General features: G+C 70.2%; 25 protein-coding genes. 5 read left to right on the forward strand and 20 right to left on the reverse strand.

What is annotated here, in order from left to right:
• Positions 1 to 5 precede the first annotated feature (5 nt).
• From BAY60_RS27010 to BAY60_RS27025, 4 genes are all read right to left on the reverse strand, one after another.
• Entirely contained in the window at positions 6 to 782 is a 777-nt protein-coding gene (locus BAY60_RS27010; RefSeq protein WP_170160569.1) for a peptidyl-tRNA hydrolase, read from the reverse strand.
• Positions 779 to 2,017: a phosphoserine phosphatase SerB gene (gene serB / locus BAY60_RS27015; RefSeq protein WP_112284122.1), complete on the reverse strand. Its 1,239-nt coding sequence runs from the start codon at positions 2,015 to 2,017 to the stop codon at positions 779 to 781. Before serB ends, BAY60_RS27010 begins: the two co-directional genes overlap by 4 nt.
• Positions 2,018 to 2,051: 34 nt before the next feature.
• Positions 2,052 to 3,836 (reverse strand): aa3-type cytochrome oxidase subunit I, encoded by a 1,785-nt coding sequence (gene ctaD, locus BAY60_RS27020; RefSeq protein WP_112284124.1) that lies wholly within the window; start codon positions 3,834 to 3,836, stop codon positions 2,052 to 2,054.
• Between the two features lie 531 nt (positions 3,837 to 4,367).
• A complete protein-coding gene (locus BAY60_RS27025; RefSeq protein WP_112284126.1) occupies positions 4,368 to 5,114 on the reverse strand; it encodes an alpha/beta fold hydrolase in 747 nt (248 codons plus the stop codon).
• 38 nt (positions 5,115 to 5,152) lie between these two features.
• Here BAY60_RS27025 and BAY60_RS27030 point away from each other — a divergent pair, with 38 nt between their 5' ends.
• Positions 5,153 to 5,674, forward strand: a complete 522-nt coding sequence (locus BAY60_RS27030) for a GNAT family N-acetyltransferase (protein ID WP_245992830.1) — start codon at positions 5,153 to 5,155, stop codon at positions 5,672 to 5,674.
• On the opposite strand, the gene BAY60_RS27035 is transcribed toward BAY60_RS27030, so the two are convergent.
• Positions 5,647 to 5,934 carry a hypothetical protein gene (locus tag BAY60_RS27035; RefSeq protein WP_112284127.1) on the reverse strand — a complete coding sequence of 96 codons (288 nt, stop codon included), beginning with the start codon at positions 5,932 to 5,934 and terminating at the stop codon, positions 5,647 to 5,649. The two genes, BAY60_RS27030 and BAY60_RS27035, sit on opposite strands and share 28 nt — an antisense overlap.
• A 61-nt stretch (positions 5,935 to 5,995) precedes the next feature.
• On the reverse strand, positions 5,996 to 7,129 hold the full coding sequence (locus tag BAY60_RS27040) for an alkaline phosphatase family protein (protein ID WP_112284129.1): 1,134 nt from the start codon (positions 7,127 to 7,129) through the stop codon (positions 5,996 to 5,998).
• Between the two features lie 45 nt (positions 7,130 to 7,174).
• Between BAY60_RS27040 and BAY60_RS27045 the strand changes: the two genes are divergently transcribed.
• Positions 7,175 to 7,387, forward strand: a complete 213-nt coding sequence (locus tag BAY60_RS27045) for an FmdB family zinc ribbon protein (protein WP_112284641.1) — start codon at positions 7,175 to 7,177, stop codon at positions 7,385 to 7,387.
• Between the two features lie 15 nt (positions 7,388 to 7,402).
• Here BAY60_RS27045 and BAY60_RS27050 read toward each other — a convergent pair whose 3' ends face one another.
• The 8 genes from BAY60_RS27050 to nucS all read right to left on the reverse strand — a co-directional run bounded on the left by BAY60_RS27050 (position 7,403) and on the right by nucS (position 15,528).
• The gene (locus BAY60_RS27050; protein ID WP_112284642.1) at positions 7,403 to 9,175 is read right to left on the reverse strand and encodes a 3-hydroxyacyl-CoA dehydrogenase family protein; all 1,773 of its coding nucleotides are present in this window, start codon (positions 9,173 to 9,175) and stop codon (positions 7,403 to 7,405) included.
• Positions 9,176 to 9,288: 113 nt separating this feature from the next.
• Positions 9,289 to 9,969 carry a dihydroxyacetone kinase phosphoryl donor subunit DhaM gene (gene dhaM, locus BAY60_RS27055; protein WP_112284131.1) on the reverse strand — a complete coding sequence of 227 codons (681 nt, stop codon included), beginning with the start codon at positions 9,967 to 9,969 and terminating at the stop codon, positions 9,289 to 9,291.
• Complete coding sequence (dhaL, locus tag BAY60_RS27060) at positions 9,966 to 10,589, reverse strand: dihydroxyacetone kinase subunit DhaL (RefSeq protein WP_112284644.1); 624 nt, start codon at positions 10,587 to 10,589, stop codon at positions 9,966 to 9,968. Before dhaL ends, dhaM begins: the two co-directional genes overlap by 4 nt.
• Positions 10,589 to 11,590, reverse strand: a complete 1,002-nt coding sequence (dhaK, locus tag BAY60_RS27065; protein WP_112284643.1) for a dihydroxyacetone kinase subunit DhaK — start codon at positions 11,588 to 11,590, stop codon at positions 10,589 to 10,591. The genes dhaL and dhaK overlap by 1 nt, the downstream gene beginning before the upstream one ends.
• A gap of 102 nt (positions 11,591 to 11,692) precedes the next feature.
• Positions 11,693 to 12,691, reverse strand: a complete 999-nt coding sequence (locus BAY60_RS27070) for a DUF3558 domain-containing protein (RefSeq protein ID WP_146771086.1) — start codon at positions 12,689 to 12,691, stop codon at positions 11,693 to 11,695.
• 50 nt (positions 12,692 to 12,741) lie between these two features.
• Positions 12,742 to 12,999 (reverse strand): hypothetical protein, encoded by a 258-nt coding sequence (locus tag BAY60_RS27075; RefSeq protein ID WP_112284134.1) that lies wholly within the window; start codon positions 12,997 to 12,999, stop codon positions 12,742 to 12,744.
• A 15-nt stretch (positions 13,000 to 13,014) separates the two neighbouring features.
• Positions 13,015 to 14,715: a sodium:solute symporter family protein gene (locus BAY60_RS27080; RefSeq protein ID WP_112284135.1), complete on the reverse strand. Its 1,701-nt coding sequence runs from the start codon at positions 14,713 to 14,715 to the stop codon at positions 13,015 to 13,017.
• A 153-nt stretch (positions 14,716 to 14,868) separates the two neighbouring features.
• The gene (gene nucS, locus BAY60_RS27085) at positions 14,869 to 15,528 is read right to left on the reverse strand and encodes an endonuclease NucS (protein ID WP_112284137.1); all 660 of its coding nucleotides are present in this window, start codon (positions 15,526 to 15,528) and stop codon (positions 14,869 to 14,871) included.
• A 236-nt stretch (positions 15,529 to 15,764) separates the two neighbouring features.
• Between nucS and BAY60_RS27090 the strand changes: the two genes are divergently transcribed.
• Both BAY60_RS27090 and ehuD (BAY60_RS27095) read left to right on the forward strand, forming a co-directional pair.
• Positions 15,765 to 16,493, forward strand: coding sequence for an amino acid ABC transporter permease (locus BAY60_RS27090; RefSeq protein ID WP_245992831.1), 729 nt, complete (start codon positions 15,765 to 15,767; stop codon positions 16,491 to 16,493).
• Complete coding sequence (gene ehuD, locus BAY60_RS27095; RefSeq protein WP_112284140.1) at positions 16,490 to 17,146, forward strand: ectoine/hydroxyectoine ABC transporter permease subunit EhuD; 657 nt, start codon at positions 16,490 to 16,492, stop codon at positions 17,144 to 17,146. The genes BAY60_RS27090 and ehuD (BAY60_RS27095) overlap by 4 nt, the downstream gene beginning before the upstream one ends.
• A gap of 63 nt (positions 17,147 to 17,209) precedes the next feature.
• On the opposite strand, the gene ehuB (BAY60_RS27100) is transcribed toward ehuD (BAY60_RS27095), so the two are convergent.
• Positions 17,210 to 18,079, reverse strand: a complete 870-nt coding sequence (ehuB, locus tag BAY60_RS27100) for an ectoine/hydroxyectoine ABC transporter substrate-binding protein EhuB (protein ID WP_112284142.1) — start codon at positions 18,077 to 18,079, stop codon at positions 17,210 to 17,212.
• Between the two features lie 177 nt (positions 18,080 to 18,256).
• On the opposite strand from ehuB (BAY60_RS27100), the gene BAY60_RS27105 reads away from it, so the two are divergent.
• Positions 18,257 to 18,796, forward strand: coding sequence for an NUDIX domain-containing protein (locus BAY60_RS27105; RefSeq protein WP_112284143.1), 540 nt, complete (start codon positions 18,257 to 18,259; stop codon positions 18,794 to 18,796).
• A 16-nt stretch (positions 18,797 to 18,812) separates the two neighbouring features.
• On the opposite strand, the gene BAY60_RS27110 is transcribed toward BAY60_RS27105, so the two are convergent.
• The 5 genes from BAY60_RS27110 to ehuB (BAY60_RS27130) form a co-directional block, all read right to left on the reverse strand.
• Positions 18,813 to 19,586: an enoyl-CoA hydratase-related protein gene (locus tag BAY60_RS27110; RefSeq protein ID WP_112284145.1), complete on the reverse strand. Its 774-nt coding sequence runs from the start codon at positions 19,584 to 19,586 to the stop codon at positions 18,813 to 18,815.
• A 46-nt stretch (positions 19,587 to 19,632) separates the two neighbouring features.
• Positions 19,633 to 20,400: an ectoine/hydroxyectoine ABC transporter ATP-binding protein EhuA gene (ehuA, locus tag BAY60_RS27115; protein ID WP_112284645.1), complete on the reverse strand. Its 768-nt coding sequence runs from the start codon at positions 20,398 to 20,400 to the stop codon at positions 19,633 to 19,635.
• A 203-nt stretch (positions 20,401 to 20,603) separates the two neighbouring features.
• Complete coding sequence (gene ehuD / locus BAY60_RS27120) at positions 20,604 to 21,260, reverse strand: ectoine/hydroxyectoine ABC transporter permease subunit EhuD (RefSeq protein ID WP_112284147.1); 657 nt, start codon at positions 21,258 to 21,260, stop codon at positions 20,604 to 20,606.
• Entirely contained in the window at positions 21,260 to 21,970 is a 711-nt protein-coding gene (ehuC, locus tag BAY60_RS27125) for an ectoine/hydroxyectoine ABC transporter permease subunit EhuC (RefSeq protein WP_112284149.1), read from the reverse strand. Before ehuC ends, ehuD (BAY60_RS27120) begins: the two co-directional genes overlap by 1 nt.
• Positions 21,971 to 21,989: 19 nt before the next feature.
• Positions 21,990 to 22,886: an ectoine/hydroxyectoine ABC transporter substrate-binding protein EhuB gene (gene ehuB / locus BAY60_RS27130; protein ID WP_112284151.1), complete on the reverse strand. Its 897-nt coding sequence runs from the start codon at positions 22,884 to 22,886 to the stop codon at positions 21,990 to 21,992.
• Between the last annotated feature and the right edge of the window lie 56 nt (positions 22,887 to 22,942).

The raw sequence follows: 22,942 nt of genomic DNA on the forward strand, positions 1-22,942 counted from the left end.
CTCGCTCAGCGGCCGGGCCCGGCACAAGGCCACTGGGCGAGGACGGTGACCGTGCCCGGGGCGATCTCGGTGAACCCGGCGTCGCGAACCGCGACCACGCGCCGTTCCCGCCAGGCCTGCGCCGGATCCGCGGGATACAGCGCCGCCCACTGCCGCGGGGTCGCGGTGCGCACGGCGCAGCGGTAGCCGAGCCGCTGCCACGCCGCCAGCTCCTCGGTGTCCAGCAGTGCCGCCAGCAGCATCGTGCCGTGCCCCACCTGCGCGGCGGCCTTGCCGACCGTCATCGTGACGTCGGGGTTGAGCAGCAGCAGCGGCAGTCCCTCCTGCGCGGGGCCGGGTTCGTCGGCGGGCAGGTCGCTGCCGGAGATCTGCAGCCGCGCCACCTCCTTGGGCAGCTCGGCGACCCTGCCGGGCAGCAGCGCCCGTGCCTCGGCGCCGGCCACGTCGATCGTGACCCCGGGCAGATCCTGCACGGCCCGCCAGTGGGCACCCCGCGCCCTGCGCGCGACCTTGCGGATGTGCCCGGCCACCCAGGCCGAGACGGCGTCGTGCCAGTCGCCGCCCTCCTGGGCGCGTTCGTCGAGGCACACCGCCAGCGCCGCGGTCGCGGCGGCTTCCAGCAACGCCGTGCGCGCCGGCGGCTCGCCGCGCTCCATGCGCAGCACCACCGGCATCGCCCGCACCTGGCCGGGGTCGGCCTCCGGTACCGAGGTCTGCTCGGCGGGCAGGCCGAGCCACGTGGCGTAGCGCGCGGCGAGCGGCGCCAGCACCGGAGCGCTCACGGCCGGACGAGCGGAAGGCCGTCGGCGGCGTCGGCCGCCTCCACCTCGGCGCGGGTGACGCCGAGCATGAACAGCACCGCATCCAGGTACGGGTAGGACAGTGCCGCGTCGGCCACCTCGCGCAGGGCGGGCTTGGCGTTGAACGCGATGCCCATCCCCGCGGCCGAGAGCATGTCGATGTCGTTGGCGCCGTCGCCGACGGCGACGCACTGGCCGATCGGAATGCCGTAGTCGGCGGCGAAGCGGCGCAGCGCGGTCGCCTTGCCGGGCCGGTCGACGATCTCGCCGAGCACCCGGCCGGTGAGCCTGCCGTCCACGATCTCCAGCTCGTTGGCGGCGGCGAAGTCGAGCCCGAGATCCTTGACCAGCCGCTCGATGATGCGGGTGAACCCGCCCGACACGACGCCGCACCGGAAGCCGAGCCGCTTCAGGGTGCGGATGGTGGTGCGCGCACCCGGCGTCAGCTCGATGGCGTCGGCGACCTCGTCGAGCACCGACTCCGGCAGGCCCTCCAGCAGCGCGACGCGCCGTTCGAGCGACTCGGTGAAGTTCAGCTCGCCGCGCATGGCGGCCTCGGTGATCTCGCGGACCTGCGGCTCGACGCCGACGTAAGCGGCGAGCATCTCGATGACCTCACCCTGGATGAGGGTCGAGTCCACGTCGAACACCACGAGCCGCTTGGCCTTGCGCGACAGGCCCGACCGCTCGATCGAGACGTCCAGGCCGCCCCGCGAGCCGACGTCGGCCAGCATCGAACGCAGCTGCCCGTCGGCCTCCTCGGTGTCGTCGGCGGCGGAGACGTAGATCTCCAGGCCGGTCACCGGGTAGTCGGCGATGCTGCGGATCGTGTCGATGTTGGCGCCGACGGCGGCGAGCCTGCTGGCGACCTCGCTGAACGCGCGCGCCGTCACCGGGCGGCCGAGCAGCACCATCACGTGTGTCGAGCCACGTTTGGCCGGCGCGAACGGCTCGGCGCCGATGGCCGAGCCGATGCGCACCTCCACGTGCATCGACACCGTCGCCATCGCCTGCTCGACGGCCTCCTGCAGCGCTTCGGGGTCGCTGTCGACACCGACGAGCACCCCGAGGACCAGCCGTCCCCGGATCACGACCTGCTCGACGTCGAGGACCTCCACGCCGTGGCGCGTGAGTGCGGCGAAGAGCACAGAGGACACACCGGGCTTGTCCGGCCCCGTGGTGGTGATCAGGACTGGAGTCGCCGGTGTGTCGCTCACTGTGTCTCCTGTGCGCGGGCGGCAGAGCCGCGGCTCACTGCTCGCTCGCGTTGTCCTTGTCGTGCCTGCCGGGGATGGCCGCCTCGGTCAGTACCTCGGACGGGGCGGGCTTCGCGTCGGGGTGCGCCAGCGCCTTGCCGGTGAAGGTGATGTGTCCCTCGCCGCGCAGCCGCTCAATCATGTGCGGGTAGTGCAGCTCGAACGCGGGCCGCTCCGACCGGATGCGGGGCAGTTCGGTGAAGTTGTGCCGCGGCGGCGGGCAGGTGGTGGCCCACTCCAGGGAGTTGCCGTAGCCCCACGGGTCGTCCACGGTCACGACCTCGCCGTAGCGGTAGCTCTTGAAAACGTTCCAGATGAACGGCAGCGTCGAGGCGCCGAGCACGTAGGCACCGATCGTGGACACCGTGTTGAGCGTGGTGAAGCCGTCGCTGATGAGGTAGTCGGCGTAGCGGCGGGGCATGCCCTCCGCGCCGAGCCAGTGCTGCACCAGGAAGGTGGCGTGGAAGCCGAGGAAGGTCGTCCAGAAGTGCAGCTTGCCCAGCGGCTCGTCCATCATCCGGCCGGTGATCTTGGGGAACCAGAAGTAGATCCCGGCGAACGTGGCGAAGACGATGGTGCCGTAGAGCACGTAGTGGAAGTGCGCCACCACGAAGTAACTGTCCGACACGTGGAAGTCGATGGCGGGCGCGGCCAGCAGGATGCCGGTGAGACCGCCGAAGAGGAAGGTGACGATGAAGCCGATGGAGAACAGCATCGGCGTCTCGAAGCTCAGCTGCCCCTTCCACATCGTGCCGATCCAGTTGAAGAACTTCACGCCGGTGGGCACCGCGATGAGGAAGGTCATGAACGCGAAGAACGGCAGCAGCACGGCGCCGGTGGCGTACATGTGGTGCGCCCACACGGCCACCGACAGCGCGGCGATGGCCAGCGTCGCCCAGACCAGTCCCTTGTAGCCGAAGATCGGCTTGCGGCTGAACACCGGGAAGATCTCCGACACGATGCCGAAGAACGGCAGCGCGACGATGTAGACCTCGGGGTGGCCGAAGAACCAGAACAGGTGCTGCCACAGGATCACGCCGCCGTTGGCGGGGTCGAACACGTGGGCGCCGAGGTGCCGGTCGGCCATGAGACCCAGCAGCGCCGCGGTGAGGATCGGGAAGGCCAGCAGCACGAGCACGCTCGTGATGAGGATGTTCCAGGTGAAGATCGGCATCCGGTACATCGTCATGCCGGGCGCGCGCAGGCAGACCACGGTGGTGATCATGTTGACCGCGCCGAGAATGGTGCCGAGACCGGAGACCACGAGGCCAGAGATCCACAGGTCGGCGCCCGCGCCCGGGGAGTGGATCGCGTCCGAGAGCGGCGTGTAGGCGAACCAGCCGAAGTCGGCCGCACCACCCGGCGTGAGGAAGCCGGAGATCACGATCAGCCCGCCGAACAGGTACAGCCAGTACGAGAACGCGTTGAGCCGCGGGAACGCCACGTCGGGCGAGCCGATCTGCAGCGGCAGGATGAAGTTGGCGAACCCGAACAGGATCGGCGTCGCGTACAGCAGCAGCATGATCGTGCCGTGCATGGTGAACAGCTGGTTGTACTGCTCCTGCGACAGGAACTGCTGCCCTGGACGGGCCAGCTCCGTGCGGATCAGCATCGCCATCGCGCCGCCGACCATGAAGAAGACGAACGACGTGACCAGGTACATGATCCCGATCTGCTTGTGGTCCGTCGTGCGGAACAACCGCAGCAGGTACGAACCCTTCGCCGTCTCGTGCGCCGGGTAGGGACGCGTCGCGATCGGCTGGGGGGCTACGGCCGTCACTCCTGCCTCCTGCACTCGAAACCCCGTGTTGCTTGCTGTCGCCACGGGCGGGGGACCCACGTTGGCTAGGGGGATCGTAGCCGCAGCCCGTTCGGGGCCTGCGCACCGGCTGTGGAAGATCACGCCCGCGTCACGGGCGAGGCGTGTCCCCACGCTCGCGCTCCCGGACCGCCGCCGCGGGCGGCACCACCGGCCGGCCGCTCCCCCTCGGACGGCCGATCCCGGCGAATCCGCAGGTCAGCGCCCTTGCGTGCACTGCCGTCGCCCTCGCCGAAACCTCCGCCGTCCCTGGCCCGCCTGCCGCCTGCCGCCGGGCAACCGCAGCCGGCCCGCGCGCCCCTGGCCCCAGGCGAGCACCCGCCCAGCCACCGACCGGGGAGCCGCATCGCCGCAGCTCAGCGCCCTACCGCCCCCACACCGGCGTTACGTCCGTCACCTTCCAAGCTCCCCAATGCCACATTCGTGGCGTTGAGCGCCACCAATGCGGCATTGGTTGCGTTGAGCGCTACCAATGCCGCATTGGGGAGCTTGCTACGGGAGCCAGTCGAGCAGGGCCGCCGTCACGCCCTGTGGGTCCTCCAGCGGGGTGAGGTGCCCCGCGCCGGGAAGCACCACGAGCTTGGCGTCCGGGGCCGTGTCGGCCAGTTCGCGTGCCGCGTCGGGCGGCGTGACCGGGTCCTGCTCCCCCACGAGGACGAGGGTGGGCACGTCGGCGCCGCGCAGCGCGTCCCGGGAGTCCGGGCGGGCGGCCATGGCCCGCTGGGCCCAGGCGACGCCCTCCGGGCTCTGCGACTCGATCAGCTGCCGTGCCGTCTCCACCACCTCGGGCTTGCCGGACCGGGTGGCCTCGGACAACAGGGTGGGCAGCATGGTGTCGGCGAGCCAGCCGGTGATGCCCTCGGACTCGGCGCGCTCGGCGACGGCGAGCCGCCTGCCCCTGGCCTCCTCGGTGTCGGCCGTGGCCTTCGTGTCGATCAACACGAGCCCGCCGACCCGCTCCGGGGCCGCGCGCAGCACGGCGAGCGTCACGTAGCCGCCCATGGAGCAGCCGCCGAGGATGACCCGGTCGAGTTCCAGCTTGTCCAGCAGCGCCAGCACGTCACGTGCCGCGTCGTCCAGGCTGGGCTCCCTGCCGGTCTCCGGCAGCGGGCTCCGGCCGAGGCCGCGCTGGTCCGGCGTGATGAGCCGGGTCCGCGCGGCGAGCGGCTCGCGCACGCCGTTCCACATGCGCGCGTCGACGGGGTAGGCGTGCAGCAGTACCAGCGGAAGTTCAGCCATGCCCGCATTCTCCCCTGACGGGCGGCTAGGTTCAGGCCGTGACCGCTCTGCTGGAGGACCTGCGCACCGACCGGCTACTGCTGCGCCCGCTGCGCGCCGACGACCTGCCCGCCGTGCTCGAGATCCAGACCGATCCGCGGACGCACCTGCACGACTCCTACCTCGCAGGGCCCGAGGAGGTGCGGCAGTTGTTCGAGGCGTGGCTGCGGCACTGGGCCGACCACGGGTTCGGCTACCTCACGGTGGTGGAGCAGGCGACGGGTGCGGTGATCGGGATCGGCGGGGTCCAGGAACGCGAACTGGACGGCGAGCGGGTGCTCAACCTCTTCTACCGGTTTCGGCCCTCGGCCTGGGGCAAGGGCTACGCGGCCGAGATGGCAGGCACGGTGGTCGACTGGGCCGAGCGGACGCTGCCCGGCCTGCCGGTGGTGGTCATCACCAACGTCGGCAACGCCCCCGCCCGGCGGGTGGCGGAGAAGCTGGGCTTCGCCGTCGACAAGGAGGCCGACTACCAGGGCGCGCCCGCGGTCTACTACCGGCGGCGGGTCGGGCGCCGGTGAAGCCTGGCCTGCCAGCAGGCGCGATGCCAGTGCCTGCGGTCGGCGACGGAGCCGGTGTCGTCGGCGGGCCACGCGACGAGGTGCGGGACGCCGGGCTGGATCTCGTGGTCGCAGCCGGGACAGCGGTACACCTTGGTGGCCTGCGCGCCGGGCACCGTGCGGACGAGCCAGTCGCCGTCGTCGCCGGACTCCGCCCGCGCCCACCCGGTCGACGCGGCGAACCGTGGCGAGTCGCGGCGATGGCGGTTGCGGCGCGGCATGACCCCACGGTAACCGGCCAACCGGCGAAGCAGGCGCCTGGTGGGACTCCGACGGCACGGCTCAGCCGTAGGCCAGCGCGAGCGGCACCAGCTGCTCGGCCGGGGTGAACGAGCCGTGCTGGCCGACGAGCCTCGACTCCATGGGCTCGGCCTCGCTGCGCACCACACCGGAATGCGCCCGCGCGGCCACCACCACGTCGCCGAGGCGCGGCCGCACCCGGTCGGACACCCGCTCGCCGAACCAGCCCAGTTCGATGGCGTGGTCCCGCTCGGCCACCCAGGCTCGCGGGCCCAGCGTCTCGTGCCAGGCGGCGAGCACGTCGGCGGTCGCGCCGTCCTCGGTGTAGACGTGCCGGGCCCGCACCTCGCCGCCGAGCGCGCGGACGCCCTCCCGCAGTGCCGGGGTGGTGTCCACATCGGCCACCGTGTCGTCGACGGCGACCATGCCGTGGTCGGCGACCACCGCGAGCAGTGAGTCCTCGGGCAGGCCGTCGACAATGGACTCGACCAGCCGGTCCACCTGCCGCAGCTGCATGCGCCATGCCGCCGAGCCGGGCCCGTAGAGGTGACCGAGCAGGTCCAGTTCGGAGTGATAGGCGTAGCAGAAGCTGCCGGGCTGCTCGAGCGCCGTGTGCGTGGCCGAGACGAGATCGCCCAGCGCGTGCACGCCGACGAACGTGCCGCCGCGCAGCACGGCGCGGGTGAGCGAGGTGCCCGCGAACTTCGCCGACGACACCACACTGGTCGTCAGCCCGGCCTCGGCCGCACCGGCGAACGTGGTCGGCAGCGGCTGCACGTCCTCGGCGGCCAGCGACTCGCTGAGGTCGGCACCGTCGGGATGGCTGCACCAGCGCAGCGCGTTGAGCACCCCCGTGCCCGGCACCTCGAACGTGTAGCCGGCCATGCCGTGCTCGCCCGAGGCGAGGCCGGTGCCGAGCGCGGCCAGTCCGGCCGCGGTGGTCGCGGGGTAGCCGGCTCTCAGCGGGGTGCGCCACAGCGCGCTCAGCGTGGGTGCGTCGGCGGCGTACTCGCCGAGCAGCTCCCAGCCGAGACCGTCCACGAGCAGCACGCACGCGCGGGAGACCCGCGGCAGGTCGAGGTCGGCCGCGAAGCCCTCCGCGCCCAGCGCGTGCAGCATCGACGGCACAACCCTGCTCAGGTGGGGCACATCGTCCGCGATCACCGGAAGGTCCATCGGGCAAGCTTCCCACTCCGCGCCGCCACGGCGATAATCGTGTTCATGCCGACCTACGCATACCGCTGCCGGGAATGCACCCAGACGTTCGAGCTCAACCGGCCGATGAGCGACTCGGGTGCGCCCGCGACCTGTCCCGAGGGCCACGCCGACACCGTCAAGCTGCTCACCACCGTCGCCCTCACCGGCTCGGCGAGCGTCCCTGCCCCCGCGGGTGGAGGCGGCGGCTGCTGCGGCGGAGCGTGCGGCTGCGGCTGAGCGCTCCCCCGTCCGCTACGTGTAGTCGCGGAAGCCCTTGCCGGTCTTGCGGCCGAGCCGGCCGGCGGTCACCAGGTGCTCCAGCAGCGGTGCGGGGGCGAATCCCGCCTCGCGGAACTCGTTGAAGAGCGTCCGCTGGATCGCCAGCGACACGTCGAGCCCCACCACGTCGAGCAACTCGAAGGGCCCCATCGGCAGCCCGCAGCCGACCTTCATGGCGGTGTCGATGTCGTCGGCGACGGCGTAGTGCGCCTCCAGCATCTTGACCGCGTCGTTGAGGTAGGGAAACAGCAGCGCGTTGACGATGAACCCGGCGCGGTCGCCGCAGTGCACGGGATGCTTGCCGACCGCCTCGCAGACGGCGTGCACGGTGGCCGCGGCCTCGGGCGCCGTCGCGATCGTGCTCACCACCTCCACGAGCTTCATCACCGGCGCCGGGTTGAAGAAGTGCATCCCGACGACGTCGGCCTGCCGCGACGTGGCGGCGGCGCACTCGATTACCGGCAACGACGACGTGGTGGTGGCCAGCACCGCACCCGGCCGAAGCACCGCGTCGAGCGCGCGGAAGACCTCCTGCTTGACCGCCAGGTCCTCGGCGACGGCCTCGATCACCAGGTCCGCCTCCGCGAGGCCCGCGAACTCCACCGCGGGCGTGATCCGGTCCAGCGCCGCATCGGCGTCCTGTTCGGACATCCGGCCCTTGGCGACGGACCTGCCGAGCGAGCCGCGGACCCGCTCCAGCGCCGCCTTCGCCCTGTCGGCCGTGCGGGCCCGCAGCACCACGGCGTAGCCCTTCCTGGCGAACACCTCGGCGATGCCGGTGGCCATCGTGCCGGTGCCGATCACGCCGACGGTGCCCACCGGGCGCGCGCCGTCCATCGTGGACGATGCGGGCGTGGCCGCGTCCGCCACCACCGTGGGCGAGTCCGGCGCGTCGTAGGTGTAGAAGCCGCGCCCGGTCTTGCGGCCCAGCAGGCCCGCCGTGATCATCTGCTTGAGCAGCGGCGCCGGGGCGTGCAGCCGGTTGCGCGACTGGTGGTACATCGTGTCGAGGATCTCGTAGGCGGTGTCGAGCCCGATCAGGTCCAGCAGGGCGAGCGGGCCCATCGGGTACCCGCAGCCGAGCCGCATGGCCGCGTCGAGGTCCTCGCGGGAGGCGTAGCGCTGCTCGTACATCTCCACGGCGTGGTTGAGGTAGCCGAACAGCAGCGCGTTGGCGATGAACCCGGCGCGGTCGCCGATCACGACCGGCGTCTTGCCGAGCCGCCGCACGAAAGCCACGACGTCGTCGACCACGTCCGGCTCGGTGACCACCGTGCGCACGACCTCGATGAGCTTGAGCACGGGCGCCGGGTTGAAGAAGTGCATCCCGACGACCTTGCCGGGGCGGGAGGTGTGCACGCCGATCTCGGTGACCGACAGCGACGAGGTGTTGGACGCCAGGACGGTGTCCGGACCGGTGATCTTGTCCAGCTGGGCGAACACCTCGGCCTTGAGGTCAAGGCTTTCCGGGATCGCCTCGATCACCAGGTCGGCGCCAGAGAGGTCGGCAAGGGCCGTGGTGTGGTGGATGCGTTCGAGCAGCTGTCGCCGGCCCGGCTCGTCGAGCTTGCCCCTGGCCAGCGCCCGGTCGGTGGAATGCTCCAGGTGGGCGCGGCCGCGCGCGGAGGCCACCTCGTCCAGCTCCACGGCCACGACGGACACGCCGCTGCGCGCCAGTACCTCCGCGATGCCGGAACCCATGGTGCCGAGACCGACGACTCCCACGGTCGAGAACTCACGTGCCACGGCGACCTCCATTGGTTACCGGCCAGTAGTGACCCCTGATGGTGCCACACCGGAGGGCCGGCCGGGAGCGCTCGAACGAACCCGGACCGCTGGAACGTCTCCTCCTCGCCTTGTCACTCGTCGAAGTTGCGCTCCGCGAGATCCTCGATCCGGCGCAGCGCCTCGCCGGCCTGCGACCCGGTGGCGGTGATCTCGAGCCGGTCGCCCTTGCGGGCGCTCAGCGACATCAGGGCCAGCACGCTGTGCGCGTCCGCCTCGTCGTCGCCGCGCCGGATGCGCACGTCGGCGTCCAGTCCCGCGATACTGCGCACGAGCAGCGCCGCGGGCCGCGCATGCAGGCCCACCTCGTTGGCCAGCGTCAGCTCGATCCGGTCGGCCTGCCGCTGCTCGGCGGCGGGCTCCTCCTGCCGGGCCCCGTCCCCGGCGCCGGCCGAGGCCGCCGCCTGCGCGACGGCCGCCCGGTCGCTGCCGCCCTGCGCGGCGACCGCCGCGGCCACGGCGCCCTCGACCAGCGGCGCGTCGACCACCACGGCCGAACCCGGATCGGTCAGCGACTCCACGGCCAGCTCCGCGGTCATCTGCGCGCTGCCCAGGTCGTAGAGCAGCACGACACCCGCCCCGGTGTCGGCCGCCTGCGTGGCGGCCAGCACCGCGTCGAAGTCGGTGCCGATGCCGCCGTCGGGCAGCCCGCCCGCCGCGTGCACACCCACGTCCGGTGCCATCTGCGCGGCCAGCTCGGCCACGCCCTCGGCGAGCTTGGCGCTGTGCGAGACGACGACGAGGCCGACCCTCATCCGACCGCCTCCGCGAACGCCCGCAGCAACAGTGCCGTCGACCGGGCGCCGGGGTCGAGATGCCCGACGCTGCGCTCGCCCAGGTAGGAGGCCCTGCCTTTGCGCGCCACCAGCGGGGTCGTCGACTCGGCGCCCTTGTCCGCGGCATCGGCGGCCGCGGCCAGCATCGCGGCGATGCCGTTGGCCTCCGCCATCTCGGCGGCGTCGACGGCGGGGCTCAGTGCGTCGATCATCGTGGCGTCGCCGACCTCCGCCTTGCCCCTGGCGACCACCCCGTCCCTGGCGGCACGCAACGCGGCCAGCACCGCGGGCGGGTCCAGCTCGGCCGCGTCACCGAGCGTGGTGGCCGCCCGCAGGAAAGCCGTGCCGTACAGCGGGCCCGCGGCGCCTCCGACCTTGGAGATCAGCGTGGTCGCGGCGATCTTCAGCACGCCGCCGGGTGTCTCCGGCACCGCGGTGTCCAACGTGGACACCACGGCGGCGAAGCCCCGGTTCATGTTCTCGCCGTGGTCGGCGTCCCCGATCGGCCGGTCCAGGTCGATCAGCTCGACCCGGTGGCGCTCGATCGTGGCGGCGCCGGCCCGCAGCAGGGCCGCCATCTCGGCGGCACCGCAGCCCATCAGGCACCCCACCGCAGCGCGGGCGTGTTCACCGGCGAGTCCCACAGATCGGTGAGCTCGTCGTCGAGCCGCAGCAACGTCACGCTGATCCCCTGCATCTCCAGGCTCGTGATGTACGGCCCGACGAGCCTGCGGGTCACCGTGATGCCCTGGCGCTCCAGCAGCCGCTCCGCGATGCCGTGCGCCAGGTACAGCTCGATCAGCGGCGTGCCGCCCATCGAGTTGGTGAACAGCAGCACGTTGTCCCCGCTGGCGAAGGGCAGATCGTCCACAACGGCCTCGATCATCCGCTCGACGAGCGCCTCGGCGGGCTCGGCCTTGATCCGCTCCCGCCCCGGCTCGCCGTGGATGCCGATGCCGAACTCGATCTCGTCGTCGGCCAGCTCGAAGCTCGGCTCGCCGACGTGTGGCACGGTGGGCGCGGTCAGCGCGACACCGATCGAGCGCACCTGCCCGATGACCTTGCGGGCCACGGCCTCCACGTCGTCGAGCCGGTCGCCGCGCTCGGCCGCCGCACCGGCGATCTTCTCCAGCAGCACCGTGCCGCCGACGCCGCGCCTGCCTGCGGTGAACGTCGAGTCGGCCACCGCCACGTCGTCGTCGATGACCACGCTGCGCACGTCGAGGCCGTCGGCGGAGGCGAGCTCCGCCGCCGTCTCGAAGTTGAGCACGTCGCCCGTGTAGTTCTTCACGATGAGCAGCGCGCCCGCCTCGCTCGTCGTGGCCGAGATGGCGGCCTGCACCGCGTCCGGCGTCGGCGAGGTGAACACCGCGCCCGGTACCGCGGCGTGCAGCATGCCGGGGCCGACGAAGCCGCCGTGCAGCGGCTCGTGGCCGGATCCGCCGCCCGAGATGACGGAGACCGAGCCGCGCACCGGGGCGTCGGCGCGCACCACGTGCGCCGGGTCGTACTCCACCCGCAACAGGTCCGAATGGGCCGCCGCGAGTCCCCGCAGCGAGTCGGCGACCACCGTCGCCGGATCATTGATGATCTTCTTCACGCGTACCTCCAGCGACGGCCGTGTGCTGACGTTGACCAACCTAACTTCCGGGACGGGGTTCTCGCCAAGTGGCGCGCTGGAATGCGGACCCGGAACCAGGGCCTACGGCCGCGGCAGGTTCGGCACCACGCTCCTGGCCACGGTCACGGCGCGCTCGCAGGCCTGCTGCTTGGTGCCGTCGCCCTCGTTGCCGTAGAACTCGACGGCCACCAGCTCGCTCGCACCCTCCTCGCCGGTGGCGAGGTGCTGCCAGCCCGCCTCGCAGACGGGGCCGTCGACCGTGCTCTGCTCCTGGATGGCCGTGACTCCCCGACCGAGGTCGGCGGGCGCGCCGTCGTCCGGCGTCGGCGGGTAACCGGACCGGAACCGCACGGTGACGGTGGGCCCGCGCCCGTCGACCGAGTACTGGCACTGGTGCAGGCCCTGCGGCTGCCCGGCCGCTCCCGCGCCGAGGACGTCGTCGAGCGCCCGCCGCCCCGCGGTGCCACAGGGATCGACGGCGAGCAGCGAGCCGGGCGGCTGCTCGTACTGCGGCGGGTTGTCGTGCAGCAGCTGCAGCACCCGTTGCAACGCGGTGTAGCCGGGTCCGCACGGGTTGCCGCCGCCCTCGTAGTTCACCTGCAGCCCGATGCCGAGCCCGGGATCGCGCGACGTCACCGCCGTGAGCAGGCACGTCGTGTCGTCGGCCTGCTCCTCGATCAGCGGAAGGCCCTCGACGGCGCCCGACGCGCGGTCGTCGATGACGAACGCCTCGCCGAGGTCCAGCCCCAGTCCGATCACCTTGCCCCCGGCGTCCTGCACGTCGACCCGGCACTGGCCCCACTCGCTCTGGTAGGGCTCGCCCGTGCGGGTGCCGAGACCAGCGAGGGTGTCCTGGCTCAGCACCGCGCACGGGTCGACGGTGCGCAACGCGGCCAGCCCGACCGCGGGGTCGTCGATCGGGCCGGTGGGCACGTCACCCGAGGCGGTGCCCGGTTCGGCCGACACGGTCGTGCGCTGGTAGTTGGCCTTGGCGAGGTCCTCGCCGGAGCACCCCGCCGCAAGGCCGAGCAGGACGGCGCACACCAGCAGCGCAGGCCCGCGCGGAACTCGACTGATCACGGACAGCACGGTATCGGCCCGGCGAGCCGGGCGCGGCACGATCCGGTGTTCTACTCCTCGCCCTGCGGCTCCTCCGGCACGCGGATGGGCCGCAGCCTTGTCCACACCACGAACAGCGCCGCGAACACGAGCATGCCGACGCCCGCCCAGAGATTGATGTTGACGCCCGCAGACTGGGCGATCTCCTCGTCCGTGGTGAAGCCGAGGCCCATGATGGTGATCACCAGGCCGTACACGCCCATGAGCAGGGCGATGACGAGCCGGACGTCGAACACTCCGGCGCGGTGCGTACGGGATTCGTCAGCCACGTGTCTCACGCTCCCTTAGAAGATGATGTTCAGCACGATGGTGATGGCCAGGACGATCCCGGCGAGCAGGCCCGGGTTGCGGTACCAGCCCGCGTCCTCGCCGGTGGTCGAGTGCCGCAGTGTCTCCTTCGGAGTGAGCGAGTAGACCAGCCCGACCAGCTGCGCGGCGGGCTTCGGCCTGCTGGCGTAGGTGACGGCGACGCTCACCACGATGTCGACGACGAACGCCGCACCGGCGCCCACGAACGACGCGCCCTGCCCTGGCAGGTCCCAGACGCCGGTCTCGGCGAGCAGGAACACCGCGACTGCCGCGCCGGTACCGGTGACCAGGCCGACCCAGCCCGCGGTCGGCGTCATCCGCTTCCAGAACATACCGAGGATGAACGTCGCGAACAGCGGCGCGTTGAAGAACGAGAACAGCTGCTGCAGGTAGTCCATCAGGTTCGCGTAGGTGGAGGCGATGAACGCCGTGCCGATCGCGAGGATGGTGGCCGCCGCGGTGACCACGCGGCCGGTGCGCAGGTAGTAGTCGTCCGGGCGGCCCTTCTTGATGTAGGCCTGCCAGATGTCGTAGGTGAACACGGTGTTGAACGAGCTCAGGTTCGCCGCCATACCGGCCATGAACGAGGCGAGCAGACCGGCGATGGCGATGCCGAGCATGCCGTTGGGCAGCAGGTCGCGCATGAGCAGCAGCAGCGCGTCGTTGAACGTGGCCCCGCTCGGCGCGCGCTCCCCCTGCAGCAGCGCGGCCTTGTTCTCGCCGGCCAGCTCGGTGACGGTGACACCGGCGATCATGCCGGGAATGATGACGATGAAGGGCATCAGCATCTTCGGGAAGGCGCCGATGATCGGGGTGCGCCGCGCCGCCGACATGCTCTTCGACGCCATCGCGCGCTGCACCTCGACGAAGTTCGTGGTCCAGTACCCGAACGACAGCACGAAGCCGAGACCGAAGACCAGACCGAGCACGGACAGGAAGTTGCTGCCGAAGCCGGTCAGCTGGTTGCCTGGCCAGGAGTCGAGCTGCTCGGCACCACCGGGTCCGCCCGACACGCGCTCGACGAGGCCCTCCCAGCCACCGACCTTGTAGAGGCCGACGATCGTCAGCGGCAGCAGCGCGGCGACGATGACGAAGAACTGCAGCACCTCGTTGTAGATCGCGGCCGAGAGGCCGCCGAGCGCGGTGTAGGAGAGCACGATCACCGCGGCGAGGATCACCGACACCCAGATCGGCCAGCCGAGCAGCAGGTTGACCACGCTGGCGAGCAGGAAGAGGTTCGCGCCCGCGATGAGGATCTGGGCCAGCGCGAAGCTGATGCCGTTGACCAGATGGGCGGGTTTGCCGAAGCGGCGCAGCATGAACTCGGGAACGCTGCGCACCTTCGAGCCGTAGTAGAACGGCATCATCACGATGCCGAGGAACAGCATCGCGGGCACCGCGCCGATCCAGAAGTAGTGGGCGGTCGGCATGCCGTACTGGGCACCGTTGGCCGACATGCCCATGACCTCGATGGCGCCGAGGTTCGCGGCGATGAACGCGAGTCCGGTGACCCACGCGGGCAGCGAGCGCCCGGACAGGAAGAAGTCGAGACTGCTCGACACCTGCCTGCGCGCCAGATACCCGATCCCGAGAACCAGGGCGAAGTAGAACGCGAGCAACACGTAGTCGATCGCGTTCGCATCGAGCCGTAGGTCCGCCTGGGCTAGGACGTCCACCGACCCACCTCCGGATTCAACAGCAGTCAACAACAAACACCAGGGTTCAACCTGCGCGCGCACATTACCGCACGATTTCCCTCGCGTGAATGGCGCACCGGGATTCCCGGTGTGTTGGTGACTGGCAGACGGGCCGCGGGCGGCCCGAACCGGTCAGAACAGGCGGAACTCGTCCGGCTCGATACCCCGCAGGGCGTCGTAGTCGAGGGTGACGCAGCGGATGCCGCGGTCCTCCGCCAGCGTCCTGGCCTGGGGCTTTATCTGCTGCGCCGCGAAGACGCCCTGCACCGGCGCCAGCAGCGGATCACGATTCAACAACTCCAGATACCGGGTGAGCTGTTCGACCCCGTCGATCTCGCCGCGGCGTTTGATCTCGACGGCCACCGCGATGCCCTCGGAGTCGCGCGCGAGGATGTCCACCGGGCCGATCGCGGTGGGGTACTCCCTGCGCACGAGCGAGTAGCCGTCGCCGAGCGTCGTGATGTGCTCGGCCAGCAGTTCCTGCAGGTGGGCCTCCACGCCGTCCTTGACGAGGCCGGGCTCGGCGCCGAGGTCGTGCTCGATCTCGTCGACCACGTTGTCGATGGTGATGACCAGCTTCTCGCCCGCCTTGTTCTCCACGATCCAGAGGTTGCCGTCCTCGATCAGCCAGCACGGCGGGCTCATCCAGTTCAGCGGCTTGTAGGCGCGGTCGTCGGAGTGGACGGACACGGACCCGTCCGACTTGACGAGCAGCAGCCGGGTGGCCATCGGAAGGTGAGCGGTGAGCCTGCCGGCGTAGTTGACCTGGCAGCGGGCGATGACGAGACGCACCCGGCAGAGATTAGGGCACGCGAGGCCCGTCGGGGCGGAGGGTCCGCACGTAACATTCCCTTCTCATCGGCACGGGTGCCCAGCGCCGATGATCGTAGCCCGTTAGTGTCGGTGCGAATCCGAAGCCGATCACCGCACGTCGCGGCGAGTGGTGACCGGCCGACCGTCGACGAGAGGGAGCCGAGCGTGTTCAGCCAACGCCGCGGACAACCCCGTTCACCACGAGTCTGGAGGGGATGAGCGCTATGGACGGACCCCCTGGCCTGATCGACTGGATTCCGAACCTCCTACGAGGACTCGGCAACACCATGCTGGTCACGGTGCTCGCCACGATCCTCATGGTCGTGCTTGCCGTGATCCTGGGCCTGATGGCCCGCTCGCGCCGGATGCCCGTGCGCGGCGTCGCGCGGGTCGTCATCGAGTTCTTCCGCGGCACCTCGCTGCCCATCCAGCTGCTCTGGTTCTACTTCGCACTGCCCATGGTCGGTTTCCAGCTGAACGCCATCTTCGCGGGCGTGCTGGCGTTCGGCCTGAACTACGGCGCCTACGGTGCGGAGGTCGTGCGTGGTGCGATCAACGCGGTACCCAGGCCGCAGTGGGAAGCGGCGACCGCGCTGAATCTGTCGTCGTGGCAACGGATGACCCGTGTCGTCTGGCCGCAGGCGATCCCGCTGATGATCCCCGCGATGAACAACCTGTTCATCCAGCTGTTCAAGAGCACGCCGCTGCTGTTCGCGATCACGATCATCGACGTCATGCAGATGGGCGAGGCCTTCCGGTTCGCGGGCGGCAACTCGACCGCGATGTACCTGCTGCTGATGGTGGTCTACTTCGTGATCGCCTACGCCGTGACCTTCCTGATGAACCTGGCCGAGGCCGCGGCCAAGAAGCGGCTCGGCCAGCACGAAGGTGTGCGCAGCATGTTCCGCACCCGTAAGCCCGTGCCGCAGGAGGTGACTCCGTGAACTGGAGCTGGAGCTTCGCGGTCGAGATCCTGCCGGATCTGCTGGAGCACTTCCTGAAGTACACCCTGGTGGCCACCGTTCTGGGCACCGCGGTCGCCGCCGTGCTCGGCCTGGTCTTCGCGATGATCAGGTTCGTGCGGATCCCGGTGCTGGCGCAGGCGACGACGGCCTTCATCGAGTTCGTCCGCAGCACACCACTGCTGATTCAGCTGTTCTTCCTGTTCTACGCGCTGCCCGGGATGGGGCTCACGCTGTCGCCGATGTTCGTCGGCGTGCTCGGCCTCGGCGTGCACTACGCCTGCTACATGGCCGACGTGTACCGGTCGGGCATCGACGCGGTCCCGAAGGGACAGTGGGAGGCCAGTGTCGCGTTGCAACTGCCGCCGCGAACCACGTGGCAGCGGGTGGTGCTGCCGCAGGCGGTCCGCAACGTGCTGCCCGCGCTCGGCAACTACGCGATCGCGATGTTCAAGGAGACGCCGTTCCTGGCGTTCATCACGGTGCCGGAGCTGCTGCACACCGCGCGAGACATCGGCGGGGACACCTTCCGTTACCTCGAACCGTTCACCATGGCCGGCCTGGTGTTCCTCGCGGCCAGCTATCCGACGGCGCTGCTGCTGCGCAGGCTGGAGGGCAGGCTCGCCGCCTACTGAGTGACCGATGCCGAAACGGGTCGTGAGTGTCGCGAATCGACACCCACGACCCGTTTCGTCAGATCAGCTCTCGGTCTTGCAGAGCTCTTCGGTCGTGGCCTTGCGCGAGGCTTCGGCGTCGAAGCCCCACTTGCTCATGATCTGCTCGAACTCCTTCGTCTCCTTGAAGGCCTTCATCTCCGTGTTGTACTTCTCGAAGAAGGTCTTGTCGCTCTTGCGGAACGCGTGCCCGGAGCCGGTGAGCGGGAACTGCTCGATGGGCGGCGTGATCTCGAAGTTGGCGCCCTGCTGCTCCTTGAGCGACTCCAGGGTCAGGGTCGGCAGCAGGATGCCGTAGACACGACCGTCCTGCATGGCCTGCAGCGCGTCGGGAGCCTGCTGGTAGGTCGGGAGCTTGTCCTCGGGCACACCGAGTGCCTTCGCCGTCCTGCCCTCGTATCCGCCGGCCAGCACGGCGACAGTGAGGTCCTTGTTCTTGAGGTCGTCCACTGTGCGCAGCCCCTGCGGGTTGCCCGGCGGCACCGCGTAGGACTCGGTGGACACCAGGTCCGGCGTCGTGTACTGCACCTGGGCGCAACGGTCCTTGTTCATGAACAGGCCTGCGGTCACGATGTCCCACCTGTTGGCCTGCAGGCCGGGGATCATCGAGTCGTAACCCGCCTGCGCGGGCTCGACGTTCTCGATGCCCATCCGCTTCAGCACGGCCTTGGCGATGTCGGGCGCGGCACCCGTCAGCGTCCCGTCGGCCTCGAGCTTGGTGTACGGCGGCTCGTTGGCGATCGCGAGCCGGATCGGCTGTCCCGAATCGGCCCGCTGCTGCAGGCCGCCGCCACCGCCCTCCGGCTGGCCCGTGTTCGGATCGGTCGTCTGACACGCTCCGAGAAATGAGCCACCTCCGACGGCAGCCAGCCCGGCTGCCGAATAACGCAGCATCGCTCGACGGGTAAGGCGGTTCCTCTTCTGCTCGGACACAGAACACTCCGTTCAGACGGACAGTAGATCTTCGAGACCATACCCAATCAGGGGTTGTGTTGCGGCTTTTCGTTACCGAATGACGACGCCGAACACGCCCCGTGTGTACCTGTACACCCGCCAGGGCACAATCGCCCTATGGAGACGGTGGGCACTCGGCAGGTGTACTCGAACAGCTGGATGACGGTGCGGGAAGACCGGATCAGGCGCACCGACGGCTCGGCGGGCGTCTACGGAGTGGTGGACAAGCCGGACTACGCGCTTGTCATCCCTTTGGCGGACGGCCGGCTGCACCTGGTGGAGCAGTACCGCTACCCGCTCGGGCTGCGCAGGTGGGAGTTTCCCCAGGGCACGGCCCCCGAGCGGGCCGAGGCGGATCCGCTCGACCTGGCCGCCCGCGAGCTGCGCGAGGAGACCGGCCTTTCCGCGGGCAGGCTGGTCGAGATCGGACTGCTCGACGTCGCGCCCGGCATGTCCAGCCAGCGCGGGCGCATCTTCCTCGCCACGGACCTCACGGAAGGCTCCCCGGACCGGGAACACGAGGAGCAGGACATGCGCACCGGCTGGTTCGAACGCGCCCGGTTCGAGAAAATGGTGGCCACCGGCGAGATCACTGACGCTCAGTCCATCGCCGCCTACGCCCAGTTGCTGCTCTGGGAGCGCGGCCAGGCCGGCTGAACGGGCAGGAGGTGCCTCAGTCGGGCCAGACCGGCTTGCGCTTCTCCAGAAACGCCGCCATGCCCTCGCGCGCACCCGGCAGCTGGGAGGCCGAGGCCATCACCTCCAGGGCGATCGCGTAGGCATCCTGCTCGGGGCGGTCGAGCTGGGCGTACAGCGTCTGCTTGCCGAGGGCCTTGGACGCACGGCTGCCCCGGGTGGCCCTGGCCAGCAGCTCCGCGACCGCGTCGTCGAGCTCGTCGTCCGGCACCACGCGGTTGACCAGTCCCCAGTCGAGCGCGGTCGCCGCGTCGATGGTGTCCCCGGTCAGCGCCAGCTCCATGAGCCGCTTGCGCCCGATGGACCGGGCCACGGGCACGGCCGGCGTGTGGCAGAACCAACCGCCCTTCCCGCCGGGCAGGGCGAACCCGGCCGACTCGGCGGCCACGGCGAGATCGCACGAGGCGACCAGCTGGCAGCCCGCGGCGGTCGCGAGCCCGTGCACCCTGGCGACGACCACCTGCGGCGCCGCGTGAATCGTGTTCATCAGCTCGGTGCACAGCCGCAGCAGGTCGCGCGCGCTCACGAGGTCGCGTGCCGCGACGTCGCCGAAGTCGTGCCCCGCCGAGAACACCGGGCCCGCGCCCGCGAGCACGATTCCGGTGGCGTCGGTGGCGGCTGCCTCCTCGAAGGCCGCCACCAGCTCCCGCAGGTGCTCCTCGGACAGCGAGTTCCGGCGGCTCGCCCGGTTCATCGTGATGGTGACCGTGTCGCCGTCCCGCTTGCTCAGCAGGTGCTCGTACTCACCCATGACCCGACGGTAGCCGAGCCCCAGGCACCGGGAAACCCCCGCGAACTCAGACCTCGCGGTCGATCACCGCATGCAGGAACTCCCTGGTGCGCTCGTGCTCGGGCGAGGTGAACAGCTTCTCCGGCACGGCCTCCTCGACCACCTGGCCGTGGTCGAACATGATCACCCGGTCGGACACGTCCTTCGCGAACTGCATCTCGTGGGTGACGCAGAGGAACGTGATCTCGGTGCTGGTGGCGATGTCCTTGAGCACGGCCAGCACGCCCGCGACCAGCTCCGGGTCGAGCGCCGAGGTGACCTCGTCGAGCAGCAGGACGTCGGGCTCCATGGCCAGCGCCCGCGCGATCGCCACGCGCTGCTGCTGGCCACCGGACAGCTGCGAGGGGTGGGCGTCGACCTTCTCGGAAAGCCCGACCATCTCCAGCAGCTCGCGCCCGCGCTCCTCGGCCTCGGCCCGCGACTTGCCGAGCACGCGCATGGGCGCCTCGGTGATGTTCTGCAGCACCTTCATGTTCGGGAAGAGGTTGAACTGCTGGAACACCATGCCGATGTGCCTGCGAACCTTGCGCAGGTGCTTCTCGTCGGCGGGGACGAGCTTGCCGCCGCGCTCCATGTGGCTGAGGTACTCGCCGTCGACCTGGATGGTCCCGCCGTCGACCTTCTCCAGCGTCATCAGCAGGCGCAGGATCGTCGTCTTGCCGGAACCACTGGGACCGATCAGGGTGACGAACTCGCCCGGGCTCACGGTGAAGTCGAGCTCGTTCAGCACGACGTTGTCGCCGAACCGCTTGACCACCTTGTCGAAACGGATCATCTCGCGGTCGGCGGTGGCGGTGCCCGCCTGCGCGTCGGAGAGCGGCTGGTGAGAATCCAAGACGGTACTCCAGTGTCGGACGAATCGAGGGACGATCTCCCGCAGGCTACCGAACGTAGGCGGCTCACCCGCTCAGGTCAAAGCGGGACGGCCGTGCCAGTGCTGTCCGTTACCCGAACGAAACCAGCGCGCGCAAACCCCGCCTACACAGTTCCGGCACGGCGTTCCAGCTTTCTCACGAGGATCGAGGCGGGGTAGCTCACGAGCAGGAAGAAGACGCCCGCCAGCGTCACCGGCTCGACGTAGCGGAAGGTCTCCGACGCGGCCTCCTGCGCGCGGTTGAGGACGTCGAGCACACCGATGGCGAGCAGCAGCGGGGTCTCCTTGAACATCGAGATCGTGTAGTTGCCCAGCGACGGCAGCACCCGCGGCACCGCCTGCGGGAGGATGACCCCGGTCCACACCCGGCCGCGCGGAAGGCTCAGCGCCCTGGCCGCCTCCCACTGTCCTTTCGGGACCGCGTCGATGCCCGCGCGGTACACCTCGGACGTGTAGGTGGCGTAGTGGATGCCGAGCATGACGAAGCCGGTGACGAACGGCGAGAGCCGCAGGCCGAGCGCGGGCTGCAGCAGGTAGTAGAAGGCGAAGACCTGGATCAGCAGCGGTGTGCTGCGGATGAACTCGACGAACAGGTACACCAGCTGGCTGAGCACCGGAACCCGGACCTGCCTGACGAGGGCCAGCACCAGGCCCAGCGCGTAGGCCAGCAGCGCGCCGAGCACGGTCAGCTCGACGGTGACGACGATGCCCTGGAACAGCAGGGGCAGCGAGTCGATCGCGTAGTCCCAGTCCCAGTTCATCACACACCTCCCGCCGTGACCGGTGGGGTGCTCCTGCGCCGCGGCGCCCTGCGGCCGAGCCTGCGCGCGCCCACCCGCTCCAGCGCGCGCATGCCGACGGTGATGAGGACGGCCAGCAGCAGGTAGAACAGCAGCTCGATGACGTAGATCGGCACGAGCTGGGCGATCGGCAGCGACGGGGCCAGCAGCTGGCCCCGCTCGGTGAGCTCCTCTGCCGAGATGAAGTACAGCAGCGCCGTGCTCTTGAGCAGTTGGATGAACAGGTTGTTGAACGAGGGCAGCATCTCCACGACGGCCTGCGGCAGGATCACCCGCAGCATCCGCTGCGCGGGGCTCAGGCTCAGCGCGATCGCGCCCTCGTACTGGGCCTTCGGCACCGACTGCACCGCCCCGCGCACGATCTCGGCTCCGTAGGCGCCGTGGTTCAGCCCGAGCACGAGGATGCCGGCGAACAGCGGCACCAGCTCGAAACCGACCAGCACCGGCAGCACGAAGTAGATCCAGAACAGCTGGACCATCTCGGAGGTGCCGCGGAAGCCCTCGACGTAGACGCGGCTGAGGAACCGGACGGTCCGGGAGGGCGCGAGCAGTGCCAGGCCCGCCACGAACGACAGCACCACGGTCAGGGCGATCCCGCCGAGAGTGGCCGCGATCGTGACGGGCAGGCCCCGCACCAGCGTCGAGAAGATGAGTCCGATCTGGTCGAACACGGCGCCACCGCCTCAGCGATCAGGCACTGCAGAGTTTCTCGGTGGTGACGTCCGGCCCCGGCAGGTTGGCCTCGCCGAACCCGAACGGCTCGACGATCCGCAGCCACTCGCCGCTCTCGTGCAGCCTGCGCAGCTCCTGGTTGAACGCCTCCCGCAGCGGGTCGTCGTCCTTGCGGAAGACGAACCCGCCCGCCGAGATCACCGGCTGGCCGTTCTCGACCGGCTGGAAGCTCTCGGTCACCTCCACCGGGACGTTCGGGTTCTGCTTCACGAGCCACTTCAGCGAGATGTCGGTCAGCGCGGCACAGTAGACGCGGCCGTCGGCCACCGAGCGCAGCATGCTGTCCTGGGTGTCCAGTGTCCGGATGTTGCCCTCGTCGACGCCGGCCGCGGTGGCGTAGCCCTTCTCCACCGCGCCGGAGAGCACGGCGACCTGGACGTTCTTGGCCGCGAGGTCCTCGAAGTTGCGCACCCCCTGGGGGTTGCCCCTCGGCACGAGCAGCGCGGCGAGCGCCGTGTAGTCCGGAATGGAGAACGCCGCCTGGCCGCAGCGCTCGGGAGTGATGAACATGCCCGCCGTCACCATGTCGTACTTGCGGGCGTTCAGCGCGGGGATCAGCTGGTTGAACGTGACGACCTGGTTCTCGACCTCGTTGACGCCGAGGGCCTTGAACACGGCCTTGGCCACCTCAGGTGCCTCGCCGGTGACGTTGCCGCTGGAGTCGGCGAACCCGTAGGGCTGCTCGTTGGCGATGCCGATCCGGATGGAACCCGAGTCGCGCGCCTGCTGGAGGGCGTCTCCCCCGTCACCGGTGCTCTGGCAGGCGGAGAGCAGTGTAGGACCGCCGAGGGCGACCGCGCCGAAGGCCGCCGAGCGCCGGAAGAAGTCTCGCCGCGTCCATTGGTCGTGCGCCATGACCGCACCCCTCTTCGATTGACCTCGTTGTCAATCCCCGCGCGAGCGAACTCGCC

This window comes from Prauserella muralis (genome assembly GCF_003202285.1).
GTDB classification, from domain to species: Bacteria; Actinomycetota; Actinomycetes; order Mycobacteriales; family Pseudonocardiaceae; genus Prauserella_B; species Prauserella_B muralis.